At 73.7% G+C, this 21,086-nt stretch carries 19 protein-coding genes; 14 read left to right on the top strand and 5 right to left on the bottom strand.

Annotation, left to right across the window (positions count from 1 at the left end; all coding sequences use genetic code 11):
* Positions 1-19: 19 nt before the first annotated feature.
* Complete coding sequence (locus Q6349_RS10770; RefSeq protein WP_304604081.1) at positions 20-1,408, bottom strand: hypothetical protein; 1,389 nt, start codon at positions 1,406-1,408, stop codon at positions 20-22.
* A 62-nt stretch (positions 1,409-1,470) separates the two neighbouring features.
* On the opposite strand from Q6349_RS10770, the gene Q6349_RS10765 reads away from it, so the two are divergent.
* Positions 1,471-2,535 carry a hypothetical protein gene (locus Q6349_RS10765; RefSeq protein ID WP_304604080.1) on the top strand — a complete coding sequence of 355 codons (1,065 nt, stop codon included), beginning with the start codon at positions 1,471-1,473 and terminating at the stop codon, positions 2,533-2,535.
* Between the two features lie 12 nt (positions 2,536-2,547).
* Here Q6349_RS10765 and Q6349_RS10760 read toward each other — a convergent pair whose 3' ends face one another.
* Positions 2,548-3,021, bottom strand: a complete 474-nt coding sequence (locus Q6349_RS10760; RefSeq protein WP_304604079.1) for a PPOX class F420-dependent oxidoreductase — start codon at positions 3,019-3,021, stop codon at positions 2,548-2,550.
* A 120-nt stretch (positions 3,022-3,141) separates the two neighbouring features.
* On the opposite strand from Q6349_RS10760, the gene aspS reads away from it, so the two are divergent.
* The gene (gene aspS, locus Q6349_RS10755) at positions 3,142-4,923 is read left to right on the top strand and encodes an aspartate--tRNA ligase (RefSeq protein ID WP_304604078.1); all 1,782 of its coding nucleotides are present in this window, start codon (positions 3,142-3,144) and stop codon (positions 4,921-4,923) included.
* Between the two features lie 23 nt (positions 4,924-4,946).
* On the opposite strand, the gene Q6349_RS10750 is transcribed toward aspS, so the two are convergent.
* On the bottom strand, positions 4,947-6,722 hold the full coding sequence (locus tag Q6349_RS10750) for an SLC13 family permease (RefSeq protein ID WP_171248225.1): 1,776 nt from the start codon (positions 6,720-6,722) through the stop codon (positions 4,947-4,949).
* A 184-nt stretch (positions 6,723-6,906) separates the two neighbouring features.
* Here Q6349_RS10750 and Q6349_RS10745 point away from each other — a divergent pair, with 184 nt between their 5' ends.
* The 11 genes from Q6349_RS10745 (at position 6,907) to aroB (ending at position 18,287) form a co-directional block, all read left to right on the top strand.
* A complete protein-coding gene (locus Q6349_RS10745) occupies positions 6,907-8,298 on the top strand; it encodes a replication-associated recombination protein A (protein WP_304604077.1) in 1,392 nt (463 codons plus the stop codon).
* A 234-nt stretch (positions 8,299-8,532) separates the two neighbouring features.
* A complete protein-coding gene (gene rpsD / locus Q6349_RS10740; RefSeq protein ID WP_171248227.1) occupies positions 8,533-9,159 on the top strand; it encodes a 30S ribosomal protein S4 in 627 nt (208 codons plus the stop codon).
* Positions 9,160-9,264: 105 nt separating this feature from the next.
* Complete coding sequence (locus Q6349_RS10735) at positions 9,265-9,642, top strand: DUF948 domain-containing protein (protein WP_171248228.1); 378 nt, start codon at positions 9,265-9,267, stop codon at positions 9,640-9,642.
* Complete coding sequence (locus tag Q6349_RS10730) at positions 9,639-9,986, top strand: hypothetical protein (RefSeq protein WP_304604076.1); 348 nt, start codon at positions 9,639-9,641, stop codon at positions 9,984-9,986. The genes Q6349_RS10735 and Q6349_RS10730 overlap by 4 nt, the downstream gene beginning before the upstream one ends.
* Before the next feature lie 75 nt (positions 9,987-10,061).
* Positions 10,062-12,758 (top strand): alanine--tRNA ligase, encoded by a 2,697-nt coding sequence (alaS, locus tag Q6349_RS10725; protein ID WP_304604075.1) that lies wholly within the window; start codon positions 10,062-10,064, stop codon positions 12,756-12,758.
* Positions 12,751-13,257: a Holliday junction resolvase RuvX gene (gene ruvX / locus Q6349_RS10720; RefSeq protein ID WP_304604074.1), complete on the top strand. Its 507-nt coding sequence runs from the start codon at positions 12,751-12,753 to the stop codon at positions 13,255-13,257. The genes alaS and ruvX overlap by 8 nt, the downstream gene beginning before the upstream one ends.
* A gap of 42 nt (positions 13,258-13,299) precedes the next feature.
* Positions 13,300-14,448, top strand: a complete 1,149-nt coding sequence (gene mltG, locus Q6349_RS10715) for an endolytic transglycosylase MltG (protein ID WP_304604073.1) — start codon at positions 13,300-13,302, stop codon at positions 14,446-14,448.
* Positions 14,448-15,329, top strand: a complete 882-nt coding sequence (locus Q6349_RS10710) for a shikimate dehydrogenase (RefSeq protein ID WP_304604072.1) — start codon at positions 14,448-14,450, stop codon at positions 15,327-15,329. The genes mltG and Q6349_RS10710 overlap by 1 nt, the downstream gene beginning before the upstream one ends.
* Before the next feature lie 77 nt (positions 15,330-15,406).
* Positions 15,407-16,624: a chorismate synthase gene (gene aroC / locus Q6349_RS10705; protein WP_304604071.1), complete on the top strand. Its 1,218-nt coding sequence runs from the start codon at positions 15,407-15,409 to the stop codon at positions 16,622-16,624.
* Positions 16,621-17,148, top strand: coding sequence for a shikimate kinase (locus Q6349_RS10700; RefSeq protein WP_304604070.1), 528 nt, complete (start codon positions 16,621-16,623; stop codon positions 17,146-17,148). Before aroC ends, Q6349_RS10700 begins: the two co-directional genes overlap by 4 nt.
* Complete coding sequence (aroB, locus tag Q6349_RS10695) at positions 17,145-18,287, top strand: 3-dehydroquinate synthase (protein WP_304604069.1); 1,143 nt, start codon at positions 17,145-17,147, stop codon at positions 18,285-18,287. Before Q6349_RS10700 ends, aroB begins: the two co-directional genes overlap by 4 nt.
* A gap of 77 nt (positions 18,288-18,364) precedes the next feature.
* Here aroB and Q6349_RS10690 read toward each other — a convergent pair whose 3' ends face one another.
* Complete coding sequence (locus Q6349_RS10690) at positions 18,365-19,171, bottom strand: glycerophosphodiester phosphodiesterase (RefSeq protein ID WP_304604068.1); 807 nt, start codon at positions 19,169-19,171, stop codon at positions 18,365-18,367.
* Positions 19,168-20,127 carry an alpha/beta hydrolase gene (locus tag Q6349_RS10685; RefSeq protein ID WP_304604067.1) on the bottom strand — a complete coding sequence of 320 codons (960 nt, stop codon included), beginning with the start codon at positions 20,125-20,127 and terminating at the stop codon, positions 19,168-19,170. Before Q6349_RS10685 ends, Q6349_RS10690 begins: the two co-directional genes overlap by 4 nt.
* Positions 20,128-20,174: 47 nt before the next feature.
* Here Q6349_RS10685 and Q6349_RS10680 point away from each other — a divergent pair, with 47 nt between their 5' ends.
* Positions 20,175-21,050: an oxygenase MpaB family protein gene (locus Q6349_RS10680; protein WP_304604066.1), complete on the top strand. Its 876-nt coding sequence runs from the start codon at positions 20,175-20,177 to the stop codon at positions 21,048-21,050.
* The last annotated feature ends 36 nt before the right edge of the window (positions 21,051-21,086 follow it).

The following is a 21,086-nucleotide window of genomic DNA, read 5'->3' as shown; positions in this document are numbered from 1 at the left end:
CCGTGACCGTGCGCGAGCGTCAGTCGAAGAAGTCGCCCAGGTCGCCGATGTCGTCGAGGATCCCGCCAAGCACCATGCCGCCCAGCACCGCGCCGAAGACGTCCGAGCCGGACCGGCCGCGGGGCAGTCCCATTCCCTGGCCGTAGCCGCCCTGTCCGTGGTGGGCCCGCAGGTCCCGCTGGGCGAGCGTCGCCGCCTCCGCCCCCAGCGAGGCCGCGCGCCGTGCCCGGGTCACGGCCTGCTCCGCGTCGGCGGCGTCCCGGGCCGCCGCGAGCTCGCGCTCCGCCTCGGCCAGCCGGGTCCGCGCGTCCGGACCGACGGGTGCCCGGTAGTCGTCGACGACGCCGCGGGCGGCGGCGATCTGCCGTTCGGCGTCCTGGATCGCGGGGCCGCGGGCCGCCTCGGCACGCCGTGCCTGCGCGGCGCGCTCCTCGTGCTCGCGCACCGCCTCGTCCAACCCCTGGGCGGCCCCGCGCAGGCGCGTCAGCGCACCCACGGGGTCCGACGGCTGGCCCGCGGCAGGGACGGCCGCCAGCGCCGCCTCGAGGGCGCGGACCGCCTCGTCGACGGCCCCGGTGCGCTGCGGGAGGGCGCGCGCCTGCGCCAGCTCGTCGCGGCACTCGGCCACGACCGCGCCGAGCGCGGCCTCGGCACGCAGCACCTCGTGCTCGAAGTCGTCGACGGCCGCCAGCAGGCCCTCGGCGCGGCGCACCGACTCCTCCGCGGCGCGCGCGGTCGTGGCGGCCTCGTCCTTGCGCCCCGCCGCCAGCCGCTTCCGCGCGGCCGTCACGCCGCGCCGCGCGAAGTCGAGCAGCCGCTCGGCCTGCTCGGGGTTGTCCGCCACGGGGCGCAGCGCCTCCTCGGTGTACTGCCCGCGCAGCCGCTCGACGTCCTCGCGGGCCGCGGCCACTCCGTCGCCGAGGGAGTCGGCACGGGTCGCGGTCCGCTCCAGGAGGTCCGGCGTCGCGCGCACCGCGGAGCGACGCTCGGCCAGGGCTCGCTCGATGTCGTCCAGCAGCGTCTCGGCCTCGGTGCATGCCGCGAGGATGCGCCCGGACCAGGTGTGCCGCTCGGCGTCGGTGTCCGGGATCTCGTCGTGCAGCAGCTGGTTGAGGTGGAACGCCTCGCCGAGGTGCGTGCGCGCCCGCTGCAGCGTCGGGCCGAACTCGTCCCGGACGCCGTCGCCCACCTCGGCCACGGCGAAGGAGAGCTCGTCCTCGGCCAGGCGGGCGCGCTCGTCGGTGCGCACGAGCACCTGGCCGGCGTCCTGGGTGCGGCGCCGCAGCTGCTCGTCCTGCCGCCGGCGTCGTTCCGTTCGACGGCGCCTCACCCACCAGACGACGGCCGTGACGACGACGAGGGCCACCACCAGGCCCGTCACCCACCCGATGATCTGCCCTGCTGCCATGCAGGCATCGTAGGGCCACCCGACGGCGCGCCCGACGCACGGGGATGTGTCATGGTGCTGCGATGCCGCGACGAATCTTCCTGCACGTCGGTGCCCCGAAGTCGGGCACGACCTCGCTGCAGTCCCGGCTCCTGCTCAACGAGCGAGCCCTGCGGCGCCACGGCCTGACCTATCCGCTGGGTCCGCTCCGCGACCCCGAGATCCACTACCGGGCGGCCCTGGACGTCACCGGCAAGGACCACGGGCTGGACCCGCGCACGCTGCGGGACGCCTGGCCGAGGCTCCGGCGCGCCGTGCGACGGTCCCGCGGGGACGTCGTCGTGAGCCACGAGATCTTCTCCTCGGCCTCCGAGGAGCAGGCCCGACGCGTCCTCGAGGACCTGAGCGGGACCGGGGACGAGGTGCACGTGGTGGTCACGGCACGTGACCTCGCCCGGGAGCTGGCGAGCGGCTGGCAGGAGATGGTCAAGTTCGGCAGCACGAGGTCCTTCGCGGCGTACATGCGTCGTGCGCGCGAGAACCGCCTGGGGTTCATGGCGTCGTTCGACGTCCCCCGGCTGCTGACGGTGTGGGGTGCGGACCTGCCCGCCGACCGGCTCCACGTGGTGACGGCACCGGCGGCGGGGTCACCGGACGTGCTCTGGCGCAGGTTCCTCGACGCCCTGGGAGTCCCGGCCGACGTCGCACCGCGCGAGGCGGCCCGCGTGAACGAGTCGATCGGCGTCGCGCAGGCCCGGCTGCTCCGGCGGCTGAACCGGGAGCTCGGTGACGACGCCCGACGGGGAGGGGCCGCCTCGCCCCTCATCGAGTCCGTCGTCGTGCCCGGCATGGGCTCGAGACCGGCCGCCCGGATCACGATCGGACCGCACGACCACCCGTGGGTGGTCGAACGCACCGAGCGCTGGACCCGGTGGCTGCGGGACCGGGGGGTCCGGGTGCACGGTGACCTCGACGACCTGGTGCCCGAGCCGCCCGCGCCCCGCTGGGTCGATCCCGACCGGCGGATGCCTCGCCAGGTCGCCGACGCGGCGGTCGCCACCGTGGCGGACCTGCTCGTCGAGCTGCAGGCCCGGCCGCCGTCGCGGGTGACCCGGGCCCGGCGGGCCCTTCGGCGCCTGCGCGGCTGAACCGGGGGCCGCTCAGCCCTCGTCGGCGAGCCGCGGCGGGAACCCGCCCGTCGCGATCGGGCCCCACCGCTCCACGGTGATCCGGATCACCGACTTGTCCTGCTTCTTCATCGCCTCGCGGTACTCGTCCCAGTCCGGGTGCTCCTTGCCGGCCGCAGCCCGGAAGTACTCCACCAGCGGCTCCAGGGCTTCGGGCATGTCCAGGACCTCCGCCGTGCCGTCCACCTGCACCCAGGCGTCGCCGAAGTCGTCGCTCTGGGCCATGAACGACACCTGCGGGCGCTTGCGCAGGTTGACCGCCTTCGCGCGCTCCGGGTAGGTCGAGACCACGACGCGCCCCGCCGGGTCGACGCCGAAGGCCACCGGGCTGAGCTGCGGACGCCCGTCGTCGCGGGTGGTGACGAGCACCCCGTGGTGACGGGACCGCAGGAACTCGGTCAGCTCCTCGCGACCCACGGTGGTGTTCGTCGCAATCTGGCGGGCCATCGATCTCTCCTCGCAGTCCGGGGCGGTTGCCCCCGTAGGATGTCACGGGCGTCGCGTGCGCCCCACTCCGTCGGCGGACCCGACGGTGAGACTCCCGACATCGTGCGAAAGGAACCTTCCGTGCTCCGCACCCACACGGCCGGCTCGTTGCGAGCCGAGCACATCGGCCAGACCGTCATCCTCACGGGCTGGGTCGATCGCCGCCGTGATCACGGAGGAGTGGCCTTCATCGACCTGCGCGACGCCTCCGGCATCGCCCAGGTCGTCATCCGGGACGAGGAGGTCGCCCACCCGCTGCGCTCCGAGTTCGTGCTGCGCGTCACCGGCGAGGTCTCCCGGCGCCCCGAGGGCAACGCCAACGCGAACCTCGCGACCGGGGACATCGAGGTCATCGCCACCGAGGTCGAGGTGCTCAACACCTCCGAGGCGCTGCCCTTCCAGGTCTCCACCGCGCTCGCGGACACCGAGACGATCGGTGAGGAGGCCCGGCTCAAGCACCGCTACCTGGACCTGCGCCGCCCGGCGCCGGGGCACGCCATGCGGCTGCGGGCCAAGGTCAACGCCGCGGCGCGGCGCGTGCTGGACTCGCACGAGTTCGTCGAGGTCGAGACGCCCACCCTGACCCGCTCCACGCCCGAGGGTGCGCGGGACTTCCTCGTGCCGGCCCGGCTCTCGCCCGGCTCCTGGTACGCGCTGCCCCAGTCGCCGCAGCTGTTCAAGCAGCTCCTCATGGTCGGCGGCCTGGAGCGCTACTACCAGATCGCGCGCTGCTACCGCGACGAGGACTTCCGGGCCGACCGGCAGCCCGAGTTCACCCAGCTCGACGTCGAGATGAGCTTCGTCGAGCAGGACGACGTCATCGGGCTGACCGAGGAGCTGCTCGCCGAGATCTGGCGGCTCGTCGACGTCGAGGTGCCCCGTCCGTTCGAGCGGATCACCTTCGCCGACGCCATGCGCCTGTACGGCACGGACAAGCCCGACCTGCGGTTCGGCAACCCGCTCGTCGAGCTCACCGAGTACTTCGCCGACACCTCGTTCCGGGTGTTCCAGAACGAGTACGTCGGCGCCGTCGTCATGCCCGGCGGGGCCTCGCAGCCGCGCCGGCAGTTCGACGCCTGGCAGGACTGGGCCAAGCAGCGCGGCGCCAAGGGCCTCGCCTACGTCACGTTCGCCGAGGACGGCACGCTCGGCGGCCCGGTCGCCAAGAACCTGTCCGAGACCGAGCGGGCCGGGCTCGCGGAGGTCACCGGCGCGCAGCCCGGCGACGCCGTGTTCTTCGCGGCCGGTCGCACCACGGACTCCCGCGCCCTGCTGGGCGCCGCCCGCGTGGAGATCGCCGAGCGCACCGGCCAGATCGACCACGACGCCTGGTCGTTCGTGTGGGTCGTGGACGCGCCGCTGTTCAAGCCGGCGGGAGAGGCCGCCGACGACGGGGACGTGGCGCTCGGCACGTCGGCGTGGACCGCCCTGCACCACGCCTTCACCTCCCCGAAGCCGGAGTGGCTCGACACGTTCGAGTCCGACCCGGGCAACGCGCTCGCCTACGCCTACGACATCGTCTGCAACGGCAACGAGATCGGTGGCGGGTCCATCCGTATCCATCGCCGGGACGTGCAGGAGCGCATCTTCGAGGTCATGGGCATCGGTCACGAGGAGGCCCAGGAGAAGTTCGGCTTCCTGCTGGACGCCTTCAAGTTCGGCGCCCCGCCGCACGGCGGCATCGCCTTCGGCTGGGACCGGATCGTCGCGCTGCTGACGCAGTCGCCGTCCATCCGCGACGTCATCGCCTTCCCGAAGTCCGGCGGCGGCTACGACCCGCTGACCGACGCACCGGCACCGATCACCGCGGAGCAGCGCCAGGAGGCCGGCGTGGACGCCGAGCCCGAGGGCGACGGGGCCTGACGCGCCCGTCCTGCACGCCGCCGTCAGGCTGGTGCCGGCCACAGGGTCGGCACCAGCACGACGGTGGCCACCACCGTCACGAGCGTCAGGATCCACCCCAGACGCGCGTAGTCGGTGAACCGGTACCCGCCCGGGCCGTAGACCATCATGTTGGTCTGGTAGCCGATGGGGGACAGGAACGAGGCGGACGCGGCGACGGCGACCGCGATCGCCGCGCCCCGCGGGTCCAGGCCCGCCGAGGCGGCCGTGCTCACCGCGACCGGCAGCATCAGCAGCGCCGCGGCGTTGTTCGTCACGAGCTCGGTCAGCACCACGGTCGCCAGCACGAGGCCGAGCAGCACGCCGTAGGGGGCGTAGTCCCCGAACAGTCCCACCAGGCCCTGCGCCACGACGTCGGCCAGGCCCGACGCCTCCATGGCGGCGGCGAGCCCGAAGGCGGACGCGATGACGACGATCACCTCGACGTCGATCGCGCGGCGTGCCTCCAGCGGCGAGAGCACCTTCGAGGCCACCAGCACGATGGCCGCCACCAGCGAACCGTGCAGGATCGGCACCAGGCCGGTGGCGGCGAGCACCACGACCGCCGCTAGCAGGCCGACCGGGATCCAGCTGCGCGACGCCCGTGACGGCGGGTGCCCGTCCAGGCCGGCCACCAGGAGGAAGTCCGCACGGTCGCGCCACCGGTCGCGGAAGTCGGGGTCGCTGACCAGGATCAGGGTGTCGCCCAGGCGGATCCGTTCGGTGCCGAGCCGGCTCTCGACGAGCTGGCCGGAGCGGTGGATCGCCAGCACCGCCGCCTGGTAGGTGGCGCGGAAGCCCACGTCCTTCAGCGTGCGTCCCACCAGCGGTGAGCGGGAGCCGACCACGGCCTCGTAGTAGCGCACCGAGGGCTCGTCCAGGTCGAGCACGTGCTCCATCTCGGCCGAGCGCAGCCCGCGCATCTCCTGCAGGTTGACCACGCGGTCGATCGGCCCCACGAAGTGCAGCCGGTTGCCGCCGCGCAGCACGGTCTCGGGACGCACCGGGGCGATGATCGTGTCCCCGCGGTCCACCGACGCCAGGAACAGGCCGGACAGGTCGCGCAGCCGGGCCTGCTCGACGGTGCGACCGTCGACCGGGCCGCCCGGCTCGACGATCATCTCGAACGAGAACCGCCGGCCCTCCTGCTCCATCTCCGCGCGTGCCGACCGGCGGTCGGGCAGCAGCACGGGCGCCAGGGCGACCAGTGCGACGAACCCGACCAGGGCGATCGGCAGCCCGACCTTGCCGATCTCGAAGAACCCGATCGGCTCCAGGCCCAACGTGGACATCTGGCCCGACACGACGAGGTTCGTCGAGGTCCCGATCACGGTGAGCAGGCCGCCCAGGACCGCGGCGAAGGACACCGGCATGAGGATCTTGGACACGGCCAGCCGCCGGCGGTTCGCCCACGCGGTCACCTGGGGCACGAGCATCGCCACGATCGGCGTGTTGTTGAGGAACGCCGAGGCCGCCATCGTCGGGGCCAGCGTGCGCACCAGGGGGCGGCGATAGGCGCCGTCCTCGCCCAGGGTGGACTGCATCACCGGGGTCAGCGCCCCGGTCTTCTCGATCCCGGCCGCCAGCACGTACAGGGCCGCCACAGTGATCGGCGCCGCGTTGGAGAACCCGGAGAACGCGTCCTCGGCGGGCACCACCCCGAGGATCATCACGGCCACGGCGCCGGCGAAGACCGTCACGGCGGGGGAGACCCGACCGCGCACGAGCGTCGCCAGCACCGCCAGCACCACGGCGAGCGTCAGCCAAGCGTCCAGCGTCACGGTCGGCCCCTGTCTGTCGTTCCGGCGTCGGGAGGGTGGCGGCCTCCCACGAGGCCGGCGGCCCGGGCATCGCCGCGACAGGTTAGCAGCGGCGCCCGCACGCGGCGGCACCCCGCGCCGCCGCACCCGGGACGGCCGTCGAACAGGTGTGCGATCGTCGGCGGCGGCACTTAGGCTCCTTCCCATGGACCTCTTCAACGCCGCGACGACCGGGGAGCACGGCACGCCGGTGGTCGCGCGCAGCGGCGCCGGCGCCCCGCTGGCCGTCCGGATGCGTCCCGCCTCGCTCGACGAGGTGACCGGTCAGGGGCACCTGCTCGTCGCCGGGTCCCCGTTGCGGCGCCTGGTGGAACCCGCCGACGACGCCGCGCGCCGGGCCGCGCCCGGCTCGGTGATCCTGTGGGGTCCGCCGGGTGTCGGCAAGACGACGCTGGCCTACCTCGTCGCGACGAGCTCCGGGCGACGGTTCGTCGAGCTCTCCGCCGTCACCGCCGGGGTCAAGGACGTCCGGCAGGTCATCGAGGACGCCCGGCGCCGGCTCGCCACCGGCGGTGAGGAGACGGTGCTGTTCATCGACGAGGTCCACCGCTTCTCCAAGACGCAGCAGGACGCCCTGCTGCCCAGCGTGGAGAACCGGTGGGTCACCCTCGTGGCGGCCACCACCGAGAACCCGTCGTTCTCCGTCAACTCCCCGCTGCTGTCCCGGTCGCTGCTGCTGACCCTGCGGCCGCTCACCGCCGAGGACGTGCGCGGCCTGGTCCGGCGGGCGATCCGGGACGAGCGCGGGCTCGACGGTGCCGTGACGCTGGCCGACGACGCCGAGGAGCAGCTCGTGCGCATGGCCGGCGGCGACGCGCGCAAGGCCCTGACGGTCCTCGAGGCGGCGGCCGGTGCGGCCCTCAGCGACGCCCGTGACGAGGTCGCCCCCGACGAGCCGGTCACCGTCGACCTGGACACCGTCGAGCGCGCCGTCGACGTGGCGGCCGTGCGGTACGACCGCGACGGCGACCAGCACTACGACGTCGTGTCGGCGTTCATCAAGTCGATCCGCGGCTCCGACGTGGACGCCGCGCTGCACTACCTCGCGCGCATGGTCGCGGCAGGGGAGGACCCCCGGTTCATCGCCCGCCGGCTGGTGATCTCGGCCGCCGAGGACGTCGGGATGGCGGACCCCTCCGCTCTGCAGACGGCCGTCGCCGCGGCGCAGGCCGTCCAGCTCGTCGGGATGCCCGAGGGGCGGATCGTGCTCGCCGAGGCCGTGGTCCACCTGGCCACGGCACCGAAGTCCAACCGCGCGTACGCGGGGATCGGCGCGGCGCTCGCGGACGTCTCGGCGGGTCGCGTCGGGGTGGTCCCCGCCCACCTGCGTGACGCCCACTACGCCGGTGCGGAGAAGCTCGGCCACGGGAAGGGGTACCGCTACGCCCACGACGAGCCGCACGGCGTCGCCGCGCAGCGGTACCTGCCCGACGAGCTGGCGGGGCGCCGGTACTACGAACCCACCGACCGGGGTTTCGAGCGGCAGGTCGGTGAACGGCTGGACCGGATCCGGCAGATCCTCGACGGCGGGTCCTGACCGCCGTCGCGTGACGACGGCGGGGACGGCACGGGGGCGCGGCGGCGATGGGGTAACATGGACGGGTTGCCCGCGCGGCGACCACCTGGGACCTCGGCCCTGCGAACTCCTCCTGCGACATCGTCACGGTGTCGACGAGGGTTCCGTCGGCTGGTCCCGCACCCGACGTCCTGGTCCACGGACCACTGCGCCTCGGGTGTGACCTCAGAACCACGACAGGACAGGAAGAACACTGTGACTGCAGTCCGCAAGTCGCGCCGCCAGGTGCGCCTGAGCCGCAAGCTCGGTCTGGCCCTCACCCCGAAGGCCGTCCGCCACTTCGAGAAGCGTCCGTACCCCCCGGGCGAGCACGGCCGTGCCCGTCGCCGCACCGAGTCCGACTACGCGGTGCGTCTGCGCGAGAAGCAGCGTCTGCGCGCCCAGTACGCGCTGCGCGAGAAGCAGCTGCTCAAGGTCTACGAGAACGCCCGCAAGCACCCGGGTCTGACCGGTGAGGTCATGGTCGAGGACCTGGAGACCCGCATCGACGCGCTGGTGCTCCGTGCCGGTTTCGCCCGCACCATCCTGCAGGCGCGCCAGGCCGTGACGCACCGCCACATCATGGTGGACGGCAAGATCGTCGACCGCCCGTCGTTCCGCGTGAAGCCCGGCCAGACCCTCCAGGTCAAGCCGAAGTCGCAGACCACGACGCCGTTCCAGGTCGCCGCCGCCGGTGCGCACCGTGACGTGCTGCCCGAGGTCCCGGGCTACCTGGACGTCAACCTGGAGAAGCTGTCGACGACGCTGACCCGCGCCCCGAAGCGCTCCGAGGTCCCCGTGACCTGCGACGTCCAGATGGTCGTCGAGTACTACGCCCGCTGATCCAGCGCCACCGCGCTCAGCAGGCACGACGCCCCGTCCCCCGATCGGGGACGGGGCGTCGTCGTTTGGATAGGGTGGCGACTCACCCGACCGAGGAGATGAGAGATGACCGTGGGGGACGTGGCGGGACTGATCGCCGCCATCGCATTCGTGCTGCTGGTCGGCCTGCTGGCCGTCCCGCTGGTCAAGCTCGGGCGGACGCTCGACGAGACCTCGCGCAGCATCCGTGAGCTCACGGAGCACTCCGTGCCGATCCTCGACGAGGCCGCGAGCACCGTGTCCTCGACGAACGACCAGCTCGTCAAGGTCGACGTCATCACGACGTCCGCCGCCCAGGTGAGCGAGAACGTCTCGGCCCTGGCCGGTCTGTACGCCTCGACGCTGGGTCGCCCCCTGGTCAAGGTCGCCGCGTTCTCCTACGGCGTGCGCCAGGGCCTGGGCAAGGCCTGGCGGTCGTCGACCGGGAACGGGGCGTCGCGATGACGCGGCGGCTGTTCTGGGTGGGCGTGGGCGTGACGATCACGGTCGTCGTGATCCAGCGTGGTCGGCGGCTGGTGGCCCGCTACACCCCCGAGGCCGTCGCCGCACGTGCCGAGGATCTCGGACGTGACGTCTCGCGCCGCACCGGGACCTTCCTGGAGACGTTCCGGCACGAGTTCTCCGTGGCCCGCGAGTCCCGCGAGGACGAGCTCGTCGCGGCGCTGCTCGCCGAGGGCCAGCCGCACCCGGACGACGTCGACGTCCGGGCCCGCCGCGGCCGACACGCCGCCGTCGACCCGGAGGCCGCTACGCGCGCCGACGAGGACGAGCTGGGCTACTCGTTCTGAGCCCGCCGCCGGCACCGCTCCGGCGCGGGACAATGGCCCCAGGGCCACCAGGCAACGACTCTGACGAAGGACACCATGCGCACCGCCGACATCCGCCAGCGTTGGCTGGACTACTTCCGCTCGAAGGACCACGAGATCGTCCCGAGCGTCCCGCTGGTCTCGCCGGACCCGTCGATCCTCTTCACGATCGCCGGCATGGTGCCGTTCATCCCGTACATCCTCGGCACCGAGAAGGCGCCCTGGCCCCGGGCCGCCAGCGTGCAGAAGTGCATCCGCACCAACGACATCGAGAACGTCGGGCGCACGACGCGGCACGGCACGTTCTTCCAGATGAACGGCAACTTCTCGTTCGGCGACTACTTCAAGCGCGAGGCCATCGACTTCGCGTGGGAGCTGCTGACGACCGAGCAGGGCGCCGGTGGCTACGGCTTCGACGGCGACCGCATGTGGGTCACCATCTGGGAGCAGGACACCGAGGCCTACGACGCCCTGACGAAGGGCATCGGCCTGGACCCGAAGCACGTCGTGCGGCTGCCGCGCGAGGAGAACTTCTGGGACACGGGCCAGCCCGGCCCGGCCGGCCCCTGCGCCGAGTGGCACTACGACCGCGGTCCGGCCTACGGACCCGAGGCCGAGGGCGGGACGGTGGACCCGGGCGGCGACCGGTACCTGGAGATCTGGAACCTCGTCTTCGACGAGTTCGTCCGCGGTGAGGGACAGGGCAAGAGCTACCCGCTGCTGGGCGAGCTCGACCACAAGAGCATCGACACCGGCGCCGGGCTCGAGCGCATCGCCTACCTCCTCCAGGGCAAGGAGAACCTCTACGAGATCGACGAGGTCTACCCCGTCATCGCCACGGTTGAGGAGATGACCGGCAAGCGCTACGGCGCGAACCTCGAGGACGACGTGCGCATGCGCGTCGTCGCGGACCACGTGCGTTCGGCGCTGATGGTCATCGGCGACGGCGTCCGCCCCGCGAACGAGGGTCGCGGCTACGTGCTGCGGCGCCTCATCCGCCGCGCGGTGCGCGCGGTGCGCCTGCTCGGCGTCGACGAGCAGGCACTGCCCGCCCTGCTGCCGGTCTCCAAGGACGCGATGAAGGCGTCCTACCCCGAGCTCGAGACGGACTTCGGGCGCATCGCCGACGTCGCCTACGGCGAGGAGGACGCCTTCCGGCGCACGCTCGCCTCCGGCACGACGATCCTGGACACCGCGGTGCAGCGCGCCAAGAAGACCTCCGAGGGCGGTCCGGTCGTCCTCGGCGGGGCCGAGGCCTTCCAGCTGCACGACACCTACGGGTTCCCGATCGACCTGACCCTCGAGATGGCCGCCGAGCAGGGCGTCCGGGTCGACGAGAAGGCGTTCCGCGACCTCATGGCGGAGCAGAAGCAGCGGGCGCGCGCCGACGCGCTGGCGAAGAAGACCGGCCACGGGGACCTGCGGGCCTACGAGGAGCTGTCCAAGAAGCTCTCGGCCCCCGTCGAGTTCCTCGGGTACTCCGACCACCAGGCCTCGGTGCACGTCGAGGGGCTGCTCGTGGACGGCGCGTCCGCGCCGGCCGCCACGGCCCCCGCGGACGTCGAGGTCGTCCTGGACCGGACGCCGTTCTACGCCGAGGCCGGTGGCCAGCTCGCGGACCAGGGCACCATCACGCTGGACTCCGGCGCCACGATCGAGGTCGACGACGTGCAGCGTCCCGTGGCGGGGCTGTCCGTGCACCGCGGCCGTCTGGTGGAGGGCACCGTGGCGCTCGGCGACCCCGGGACCGCCACGATCGACGCCGGTCGGCGCGTGGCCATCAGTCGGGCGCACTCGGCGACGCACATGATCCACAAGGCGCTGCACGAGATGGTCGGCGAGGACCGTACCCAGGCCGGGTCGGAGAACGCGCCGAGCCGGGTCCGGTTCGACTTCCGCTCGCCCACGGCCGTCTCGGCCGCCCAGCTCAGCGAGATCGAGGAGCGGGTCAACGAGCGGCTCACGGAGAACCTCGAGGTCACCGACGCCGTCATGCCCCTGTCCCGGGCCAAGGAGCTGGGTGCGATGGCCCTCTTCGGGGAGAAGTACGGCGAGAACGTCCGGGTCGTCTCCATCGGCGGCGAGTGGTCGCGCGAGCTGTGCGGCGGCACGCACGTCGGCGCGACCGGCGAGGTCGGTCGGGTGGCGCTGCTCGGGGAGTCGTCCATCGGCTCGGGGGTGCGCCGTGTCGACGCGCTGGTCGGCGCCGGCGCCTACGGCTTCCACGCCAAGGAGCACGCGCTGGTCGGTCAGCTGACCGGCATGCTCAACGCGCGGCCCGAGGAGCTGACCGACCGGGTGGGTTCGCTCATGAGCCGCCTGCGGGACACCGAGAAGGAGCTCGCCACCCTGCGTCAGGGACAGCTGCTGGCGCAGGCCGCGACGCTGGCCGCCGAGGCGTCCCGCGAAGGCGACGTGCGGGTCGTCGCGCACGACGCCGGGGAGGTCGGCTCCGCGGACGACCTGCGCACGCTCGCGCTGGACGTCCGGGGCCGGCTCGGCGAGTCGGACGCCGCCGTCGTCGCGGTCGCCGGGGAGTCGAACGGTCGTCCGCTCGTCGTCGTCGCCACCAACGCGGCGGCGCGGGACGCCGGCCTGCGGGCCGGGGACTTCGTCAAGACCGCTGCCCGGACCCTCGGCGGCGGGGGCGGCGGCAAGCCGGACCTCGCCCAGGGCGGCGGCTCCGACGTCGGGGCGGTCCCGGCGGCGCTCGACGGCGTCCGGGCCCAGGTGCGCGAGGCCGCCGGTGCTTGACGCGCTGCCGCGTGGTGCCCGGCTCGGCGTCGACGTCGGCAGGGCCCGGATCGGCCTGGCGGGGTCCGACCCGGACGGGCTGGTCGCCACGCCGGTCGAGACCGTGGGCCGCGTGCTGTCCGTGCCGACCGGCACGGACGGTGCGCCGGGGCCGACGGCGGACGTCGCGCGGATCGCTGCGGAGGTCGCCGAGCGGTCGGCCGCCGTGGTCTACGTCGGCCTGCCCCGGCACCTGTCGGGGAACGAGGGGGCCGCGACCACGGACGCCCGGGAGTTCGCGGGCCGACTGGCCGCCGCGGTCGATCCGGTGCCGGTCCGCTTGGTGGACGAACGGATGACGACGGTGACGGCCCATGCCCAGCTCCGGGCCGCGGGCAAGAAGACGGCCAAGCACCGCCCTGTCATCGACCAAGCCGCAGCCGTTATCATTCTGCAACACGCACTCGAGGCGGAGCGGACCACGGGGGACCGGGTCGGCGAGCTGGTCGAGGTGGCGTGAGAGCATGTCCAGTGACCGTTCCATGAGAAGGATGTTTCCGGCGTGACGGATCTCTTCGAGACCACCACCGTCCAGCGGCACGCCTCGCCGTCGCGGGGACGCTCAGCGGCGAGCAAGCGCGCGGCGCGCAAGCGCAGGCGCCAGCGGCAGCGTCGCACGGCCGTCATCCTCGTGGTGCTGCTCGGCGTCCTCGGCGTCGGCGGCTACTTCCTCGTCGACCGGCTCGGCAGTTCGCTGTCGGGGTTCGACCTGTTCGACTCGGCGCCCGAGGACTACGCCGGACCCGGTGTCGACCCGGTGCAGGTCAAGATCCCCGAGGGCGCCACGGGCGCGATGATGGGGTCGGCGCTCGTGGAGGCCGACGTGGTCGCCAGCGTGGGCGCGTTCAACGCGGCGTTCGACGCCACGCCGGGTGCGTCCGGCATCCAGCCGGGCACCTACGAGCTGTACACCCAGATGCGTGCCGCCGACGCGGTCGAGGCGCTGGTCGCGAACGAGAAGGTCGAGACCAACGTGACCATCCCCGAGGGGTTCACGGTCGAGCAGGTCGTCGACAAGATCGCCTCCGTCACGCCCATCACGCAGGACGAGTTGTCCGCGGCCCTGGACTCGCCCAAGAAGATCGGGCTGCCCGGCGAGGCCGACGGCGACGCCGAGGGCTGGCTGTTCCCCAAGACCTACGCCGTCCAGCCGGGGGACACGGCCGTCGACCTGCTGTCGACGATGATCGACCAGACCAAGGCCGAGCTCGACTCGCTGGGCGTGGCCAAGGACGACCGGCAGAACGTGCTCATCAAGGCGTCGCTCGTCGAGCGTGAGGCCCGGGCCGACGAGGACCGTCCGAAGATGGCTCGGGCCATCGAGAATCGTCTGGACATCGGCCAGCGTCTGCAGATCGATGCGGCGGTCGCCTACGGTCTCGGGATCCCCGGCACCGAGCTGACCCGGGACGACACCAACGATCCGAGCAACCCGTACAACACGTACCAGCACGCCGGGCTGCCGCCGGGGCCCATCGCGAACCCCGGAGCCGCCTCGGTCGAGGCCGTCGCGAACCCGCCGGAGGGTGACTGGATCTTCTGGGTCGCGGTCAATCTCGACACGGGCGAGACCAAGTTCGCCGAGACGTTCGAGGAGCACCAGCAGAACGTCGCGGAGCTGCGCGCCTGGGAAGCGGAGAACGGCTACTGATGGCAGCGGTGAGGCGCGCGGCCGTCGTGGGACACCCGGTCGCGCACTCGCTGTCGCCGACCCTGCACACGGCGGCGTACGAGGCGCTCGGTCTCGAGGGATGGCAGTACTCCGCGATCGACACGACCGTGGAGCAGCTGTCCGGGGTCGTGCGCGGTCTGGACCTGGCCTGGGCGGGGCTGAGCGTCACCATGCCGCTCAAGCACGCGGTGATGAAGCTGGTCGACCACGTCGACCCGCTGGCGCAGGTGGTCGGTGCCGTCAACACGGTGCTGGTCGCTCCGGCACGGGCCGGTGTGTCCCTCACCGGGACCAACACCGACGTGCACGGGCTGGTGCAGGCGGTCCGTGAGGGACTGACCGAGCGGCACGGCACCCGCGACGTGACGGTGCGCGATGCCGTCGTGCTCGGCGGGGGAGCGACCGCCGCGTCCACGCTGGCCGCCCTCGGCGAGCTGGGGTGCACGGCACCGCTGGTGCTCGTGCGTGACCTCGGGCGGACCGGGCCGTTGCAGGAGGCCGCCGCACGGATGGGCGTGACGCCGCGGTACGAGGTGCTCGACACCGCAACGGCCCCCGACGTGCTCGCCGACGCCGACGTCGTGGTCTCGACCATGCCGGCCCGTGCCGCGGACCCGGTCGCCGCGTCGCTGCGGACACGGGGGACACGCGTTCACGGCGTGCTGCTGGACGTCGTCTACGACCCGCGCCCGACCGCCGTGTCCCAGGCGTGGGCGGCGACCGGCGGGACCGTCGTCGGCGGGGAGCGGATGCTGCTGCACCAGGCGGTGGAGCAGGTCCGGCTGATGACCGGTCGTCCCGGGCCCGTCGACGCCATGGACGCCGCGCTGCAGCGAGCGCTCGGAGCCCCGACGGGCTGAGCACGACCGCCCGGGGGTGACGTCCGCCATCCGACCGTCGACGTCGGTCGCCCCGCGGGCGTGACAGAATCGCGAGCATGCTGCGCTGGTTGACCTCCGGGGAGTCGCACGGTCAGGCCCTGGTGGGCCTGATGGACGGACTGCCCGCCGGGGTGGAGATCCTCACCTCCGACATCCAGGACGCCCTCGCCCGGCGCCGCCTCGGCTACGGCCGCGGCGCCCGGATGAAGTTCGAGAAGGACGAGGTCCGCGTCCTGGGCGGGTTGCGCCACGGCGTGACCCAGGGCGGTCCGCTGTCGATCGAGATCGCGAACACCGAGTGGCCCAAGTGGGTCGACGTGATGTCCGCCGACCCCGTGCCGCGCGAGGCGCTGCTGCGCGACGCCGGCACCGGCGACGAGCGCGAGATCGCCCGCAACCGGCCGCTGACCCGCCCGCGCCCCGGCCACGCCGACCTGGTGGGCATGCGCAAGTACGGGTTCGACGACGCCCGGCCGGTCCTGGAGCGGGCCAGCGCCCGGGAGACCGCGACACGGGTGGCGCTGGGCACCGCCGCGGCCAAGTTCCTCGAGCAGGCGCTCGGCGTGCGGCTGGTCAGCCACGTGACCGCCATCGGGACCGTCGAGGTCCCCGAGGCCGCCGACCTGCCCACGCCCGACGACGTCGCCGCGCTGGACGCCGACCCGGTGCGCTGCTTCCACGGCCCCACGAGCGAGGCGATGGTCGCGGAGATCGACGCCTGCCGCAAGGACGGCGACACCCTCGGCGGCGTCGTCGAGGTGCTCGCCTACGACGTCCCGACCGGCCTGGGCACCTACACGCACTCCGACCGCCGCCTCGACGCCCGCCTCGCCGCCGCCCTCATGGGGATCCAGGCGATCAAGGGCGTGGGCGTGGGCGACGGCTTCCGCACGGCCCGCCGTCGCGGGTCGGCGGCGCACGACGAGATCGAGCGGGACGCCGACGGCCGGATCGTGCGCCGGTCCAACCGGGCCGGCGGTATCGAGGGCGGCATGAGCAACGGCGAGGTGCTGCGGGTCTCGGCCGCGATGAAGCCCATCTCCACCGTGCCCCGCGCCCTGGCGACCGTCGACGTCGCCACCGGCGAGGAGGTCACCGCCCACCACCAGCGATCTGACGTGTGCGCGGTGCCGCCGGCCGCCGTCGTGGCCGAGGCGATGGTCGCCCTGGAACTCGCGCAGGTCGCCCTGGAGAAGTTCGGCGGCGACTCGGTCGCCGAGGTGCGGCGCAACGCCGAGGCCTACCTGGCGTCGATCCCCGAGCTGCTGCGATGACGGCGACGCGACCGCGGGTGGTGCTCACGGGCCCGCCCGGCAGCGGCAAGACCACGGTCGGCAGGATCCTCGCCGAGCGCCTGGGCGTCGCGTTCCGGGACACCGACGCCGACGTCGAGCGCACGGCCGGCAAGGCGGTGGCCGACATCTTCGTCGACGACGGCGAGCCCCGGTTCCGCGAGCTCGAGCGCGAGGCCGTCACCACGGCCCTCGCCACCCACGACGGCGTCCTGGCCCTGGGCGGCGGTGCCGTCATGGACGCGCACACCCAGAGCGCCCTGACGGGCTACGCGGCCGACGGGGGGACCGTCGTGTTCCTGGACGTCTCCCTGGCGCAGGCGGCCCCGCGGGTCGGGTTCAACCGGTCGCGCCCGCTGCTGGTGGGCAACCCGCGCGGCCGCTGGGCCGAGCTGATGCAGGCGCGCCGCCCCACCTACGAACGACTGGCGACCACGGTGGTGGTGTCCGACGAGCGCACCGCCGCGCAGGTCGCCGACGAGATCCTTCAGGAGGTCCGCTCATGACGGTCCGCGTGACCGTGTCCGGTGACAAGCCCTATGACGTCGTCGTGGGCCGCCACCTGCTCGGGGAGATCCCGACCCTGCTCGGGGAGGGGGTGCGCCGGGTCCTGGTGATGCACCCGGCCTCGCTGCAGGCCACCGGGGACGCCGTGCGCGAGGACCTCGCCGCGCAGGGGTACGAGGCGTTCGCCGCCGAGCTCCCCGACGCCGAGGAGCAGAAGACGGCGCAGGTCGCGGCCTTCTGCTGGCAGGTCATGGGCCAGGCCGACTTCACCCGCTCGGACGCGATCGTCGCGGTCGGCGGCGGCGCGACGACGGACCTGGCCGGGTTCGTCGCGGCCACCTGGCTGCGCGGCATCCGGGTCGTGCACGTGCCGACCACGCTGCTCGCCATGGTCGACGCGGCCGTCGGGGGCAAGACGGGCATCAACACCGCCGAGGGCAAGAACCTCGTCGGCGCGTTCCACCCGCCGGCCGGCGTGCTGTGCGACCTGGCCGCGCTGGAGTCGCTGGAGCGGTGGGACCTCGTGGCGGGTATGGCCGAGGTGGTCAAGACCGGGTTCATCGCCGACGAGCGGATCCTGGAGCTGGTCGAGGAGCACGCCGACGCGATCCGCGAGTGGGAGGGACCGAACACCTCCGAGGAGACGTGGGACGTCCTGACCGAGCTCATCGAGCGGTCGGTGCGCGTCAAGGCGCGCGTCGTGGGGGAGGACCTCACCGAGCAGGGCCTGCGCGAGATCCTCAACTACGGGCACACCCTGGGCCACGCGATCGAGCTGGTCGAGCGGTACCAGCTGCGGCACGGCGCGGCCGTCGCCGTGGGCATGGTCTTCGCCGCCGAGCTGGGACGCCTCGGCGGCAAGCTCGACGACGCCGTCGTCGACCGGCACCGGGAGATCCTCACGGCCCTCGGGCTGCCGACGACGTACCGCGGGGACCGCTGGGACCAGCTCCTGGCCGCCATGCGCCGCGACAAGAAGACGCGCGGCGACCTGCTGCGCTTCGTCGTGCTCGACGACGTCGCCAAGCCGGTGCGGCTCGAGGGGCCCGACCCGACGGTCCTCGCGGCCGCCTACGCCGAGATCTCCAAGGAACCGCCGTCGGGCAACCCGGGGGTCACCGTCCAGCTCGGCGCCTGACCCCCGCCCGTTGTGGGCATGAAAAATGCGGGTCCCGGCAGCGGGAACCCGCATTTTTCATGCCCACAACGGGTCGGTCAGGACCAGAGGCCCCGCTCGCGCAGGACGTCGCGCAGCAGGTCGGCGCGGTCGGTGACGATGCCGTCGACGTTGAGGTCGAGCAGCCGGCGCATCTCGTCCGGGTCGTTGATCGTCCAGACGTGCACGTGCCGACCCGCGCGGTGCGCCGCGGCCACCGTGGCGGCGTCCACCACCGTGACGCCGCCCTGCGCGGGCGGCACCTGCAGGGCGTCGACGTCGCGCAACGCCCGCTGCACGAGACCGGGGACCCGCAGCCGTGCCCCGGCGAGGAACCCGAGCACCTCGCTCGTGCCCGCGCTGGTGGCCACCGGCCGGGACATCCTCGCCAGCGTGCGCCGGCGCCGGCCCGGGGAGAACGACGTGACGCACACGCGGTCGTGGCTCGCGGTGCGCTCGATCGCCTCGGCCACGGGCTCGATGCTCGAGTCTCCCTTGACGTCGATGTTGACCCGCAGGTCCGGCCAGGTGCCCAGCAGGTCGTCCAGCCGGGGCACGGGCTCCTGCCCGCCGATCCGGGCGCGCGACACCTGGTCCCAGGTCTGGTCGGCCACCTCGCCGCTGCCGTCGGTGGTGCGGTCCAGCGAGGAGTCGTGCAGCGCGACGGCGACGCCGTCGCGGGTGCCGTGCGCGTCGGTCTCCACGTAGCCGAAACCGAGGTCGACGGCCGCCTCGAACGCGGCCATCGAGTTCTCCAGGTTCTCGTCCCCGTGGGAGAAGCCCCGGTGCGCCAGCGCGACCACTCGCCGGCCGGGGGTGCCGGGGCGCGGGTCGAGGTACGGGTGGGTGCTGCGGTGCTCGTTCATGGCTTCGACCCTGTCACGACGTCGTCGATCCAGCCCGTCAGGCCGGTGAGGTACCGCAGGCGGGGCTCCTCGCGGGACAGCAGCAGGTCGTGCACCCCGCCCGGCACGGTCAGGGTGTCGACCCGATCGCCCAGGCGCGGTGCCAGCCGGGCGATCTGCGCGACGTCGAGCACAGTGTCCTGGACGTCGAGGTCGGGGTTGGTCGCCACGTCCGGACCGGAGCGGTCCGAGCGTGCCACCAGCACCGGGACGTCGATGGCCAGCCCTCGCGCCACCCGGGCCTGGCCGCGGCGCACCGCGCGCAGCCACCCGGCACGGACCGGCTGACCCTCGGGCCTCTTGTAGCGCACGTCGAAGTCCCACCGGCCGCCGTTCGTCGCGAGCTGGTGCGTGGCGTACACGGACGGGGTCGTCGACAGCACCGCCGTCGGCGACCACGGTCCGACGGCGTCCAGCACCCAGGTGCCCAGGGTGCGCTGCAGCCACGAGGCGTGCAGGTCGAGGAACGGGCTGTCCAGCGCGAGGGCGTCGACGTCGCCCCGGCCCCGGTGGGCGTGCGCCCACAGCGCCGCCAGCAGCCCGCCGGTCGAGTGCGCGTGCAGGACGAGCGGGACGCCGTGCGCGGCCGCCCGGGCGGCGTGCACCGCGGCGGTGAGCGCGGGGCCGTGCTCGCGCAGGTCGGTGACGAAGTGCGGGATCTGGTCGGCGCGCAGCGAGCGTCCCGCGCCCGGCAGGTCGACGCCCAGCAGGGCGACGCCCTGCTCCTCGAGCGCCCGGGCGAAGTGGTCCTGGAAGAAGTAGTCGTTGTAGCCGTGCAGGTGCAGCACCACGGCGCGCGGACGCGGGGGAGCCGTGGCCGAGCGCACCAGCGTGCCCCCGCCGACCGGCGTGCTCTCGAACGGCCCGCCCAGCAGCTCGTCCGGCCGCCAGGTGGTGGCCACGGTGTCGTCGCGCACACCGGCAACCTACCGGAGCATCCCCGGACCTGGCGCAGAATGGGTCCGTGCGATCCCCGTTGCGCCATCTCCAGCGCCGCGCCGGCCGGCAGCTCTTCGAACAGGTCTCCGGCGGCAGCGCCGGGCGTGCCGCGCGCGAACGCATCCACACGAGCCCCGGGCCGCGCTGGTTCGCCGACGACTCCGCCATCGCCCGCGTGCACGGCGACGCCTCCATGTTCGTCGGCGGGGTCCGCGCCCTGCTGCTGCAGTCGCTGCACCCCCTGGCCATGGCGGCCGTGGCGGACCACTCCGGCTACCGGGGCGACCCGTGGGGCCGGCTGGGCCGCACCAGCACGTTCCTCGCCGAGACCACCTTCGCCACCGCGGACGACGCCCAGCGGGCGGTCGACGTCGTCCGGGCCGTGCACGCGCGCGTCGCCGGCGTCGCGCCCGACGGACGCCCCTACGCGGCCGACGACCCGTGGCTGCTGCGCTGGGTGCACGTCGCCGAGGTCGACAGCTTCCTCGGCGCCCACCAGCGGTACGGCCGCCGCCCGCTCGACGACGCCGGGTGCGACGCCTACCTCGCCGAGACCGCGACCGTCGCCGAGCGGCTCGGCGCGGACCGGCCACCACGCTCGCGGACCGAGCTGCGCAAGGCCCTGGACGAGTACCGCGACGAGCTCGCCGCCACGGACGCCTCGCGCGACGTCGCCCGGTTCCTGCTCGCCGAACCCCCGCTGCCGTGGACGGCCCGCGGCCCCTACGTCCTGCTCGCTGCGGCCTCCTACGGGGCGCTGCCCCGGTGGGCCCAGGAGCTGACCCCGGCCCCGTGGCCGCTGCGCGGTGAGCCCGCGCCCGTCCGGGCGGGCGGGCACCTGGCCACCCGCGCGATCCGGTGGGCGCTCGCGGGAGACCCGCCGCCCCGCCGACCCGCCTGAGATCCGCACCCCGAGCGCGCGGGGCTACCCGCCACC

Source organism: Isoptericola sp. 178, from assembly GCF_030586525.1.
Classification (GTDB): Bacteria; Actinomycetota; Actinomycetes; order Actinomycetales; family Cellulomonadaceae; genus Isoptericola; species Isoptericola sediminis.
Note: the sequence above shows the minus strand (reverse complement) of the source record. Positions and strands in the feature narration are given on the sequence as shown.

Coding starts and splice junctions, on each gene's coding strand:
- Q6349_RS10770 (WP_304604081.1), bottom strand. CDS start 1,408: ATGGCAGCAGGGCAGATCATCGGGTGGGTGACGGGCCTGGTGGTGGCC.
- Q6349_RS10765 (WP_304604080.1), top strand. CDS start 1,471: ATGCCGCGACGAATCTTCCTGCACGTCGGTGCCCCGAAGTCGGGCACG.
- Q6349_RS10760 (WP_304604079.1), bottom strand. CDS start 3,021: ATGGCCCGCCAGATTGCGACGAACACCACCGTGGGTCGCGAGGAGCTG.
- Q6349_RS10745 (WP_304604077.1), top strand. CDS start 6,907: ATGGACCTCTTCAACGCCGCGACGACCGGGGAGCACGGCACGCCGGTG.
- Q6349_RS10735 (WP_171248228.1), top strand. CDS start 9,265: ATGACCGTGGGGGACGTGGCGGGACTGATCGCCGCCATCGCATTCGTG.
- Q6349_RS10730 (WP_304604076.1), top strand. CDS start 9,639: ATGACGCGGCGGCTGTTCTGGGTGGGCGTGGGCGTGACGATCACGGTC.
- alaS (WP_304604075.1), top strand. CDS start 10,062: ATGCGCACCGCCGACATCCGCCAGCGTTGGCTGGACTACTTCCGCTCG.
- Q6349_RS10710 (WP_304604072.1), top strand. CDS start 14,448: ATGGCAGCGGTGAGGCGCGCGGCCGTCGTGGGACACCCGGTCGCGCAC.
- aroC (WP_304604071.1), top strand. CDS start 15,407: ATGCTGCGCTGGTTGACCTCCGGGGAGTCGCACGGTCAGGCCCTGGTG.
- Q6349_RS10700 (WP_304604070.1), top strand. CDS start 16,621: ATGACGGCGACGCGACCGCGGGTGGTGCTCACGGGCCCGCCCGGCAGC.
- aroB (WP_304604069.1), top strand. CDS start 17,145: ATGACGGTCCGCGTGACCGTGTCCGGTGACAAGCCCTATGACGTCGTC.
- Q6349_RS10690 (WP_304604068.1), bottom strand. CDS start 19,171: ATGAACGAGCACCGCAGCACCCACCCGTACCTCGACCCGCGCCCCGGC.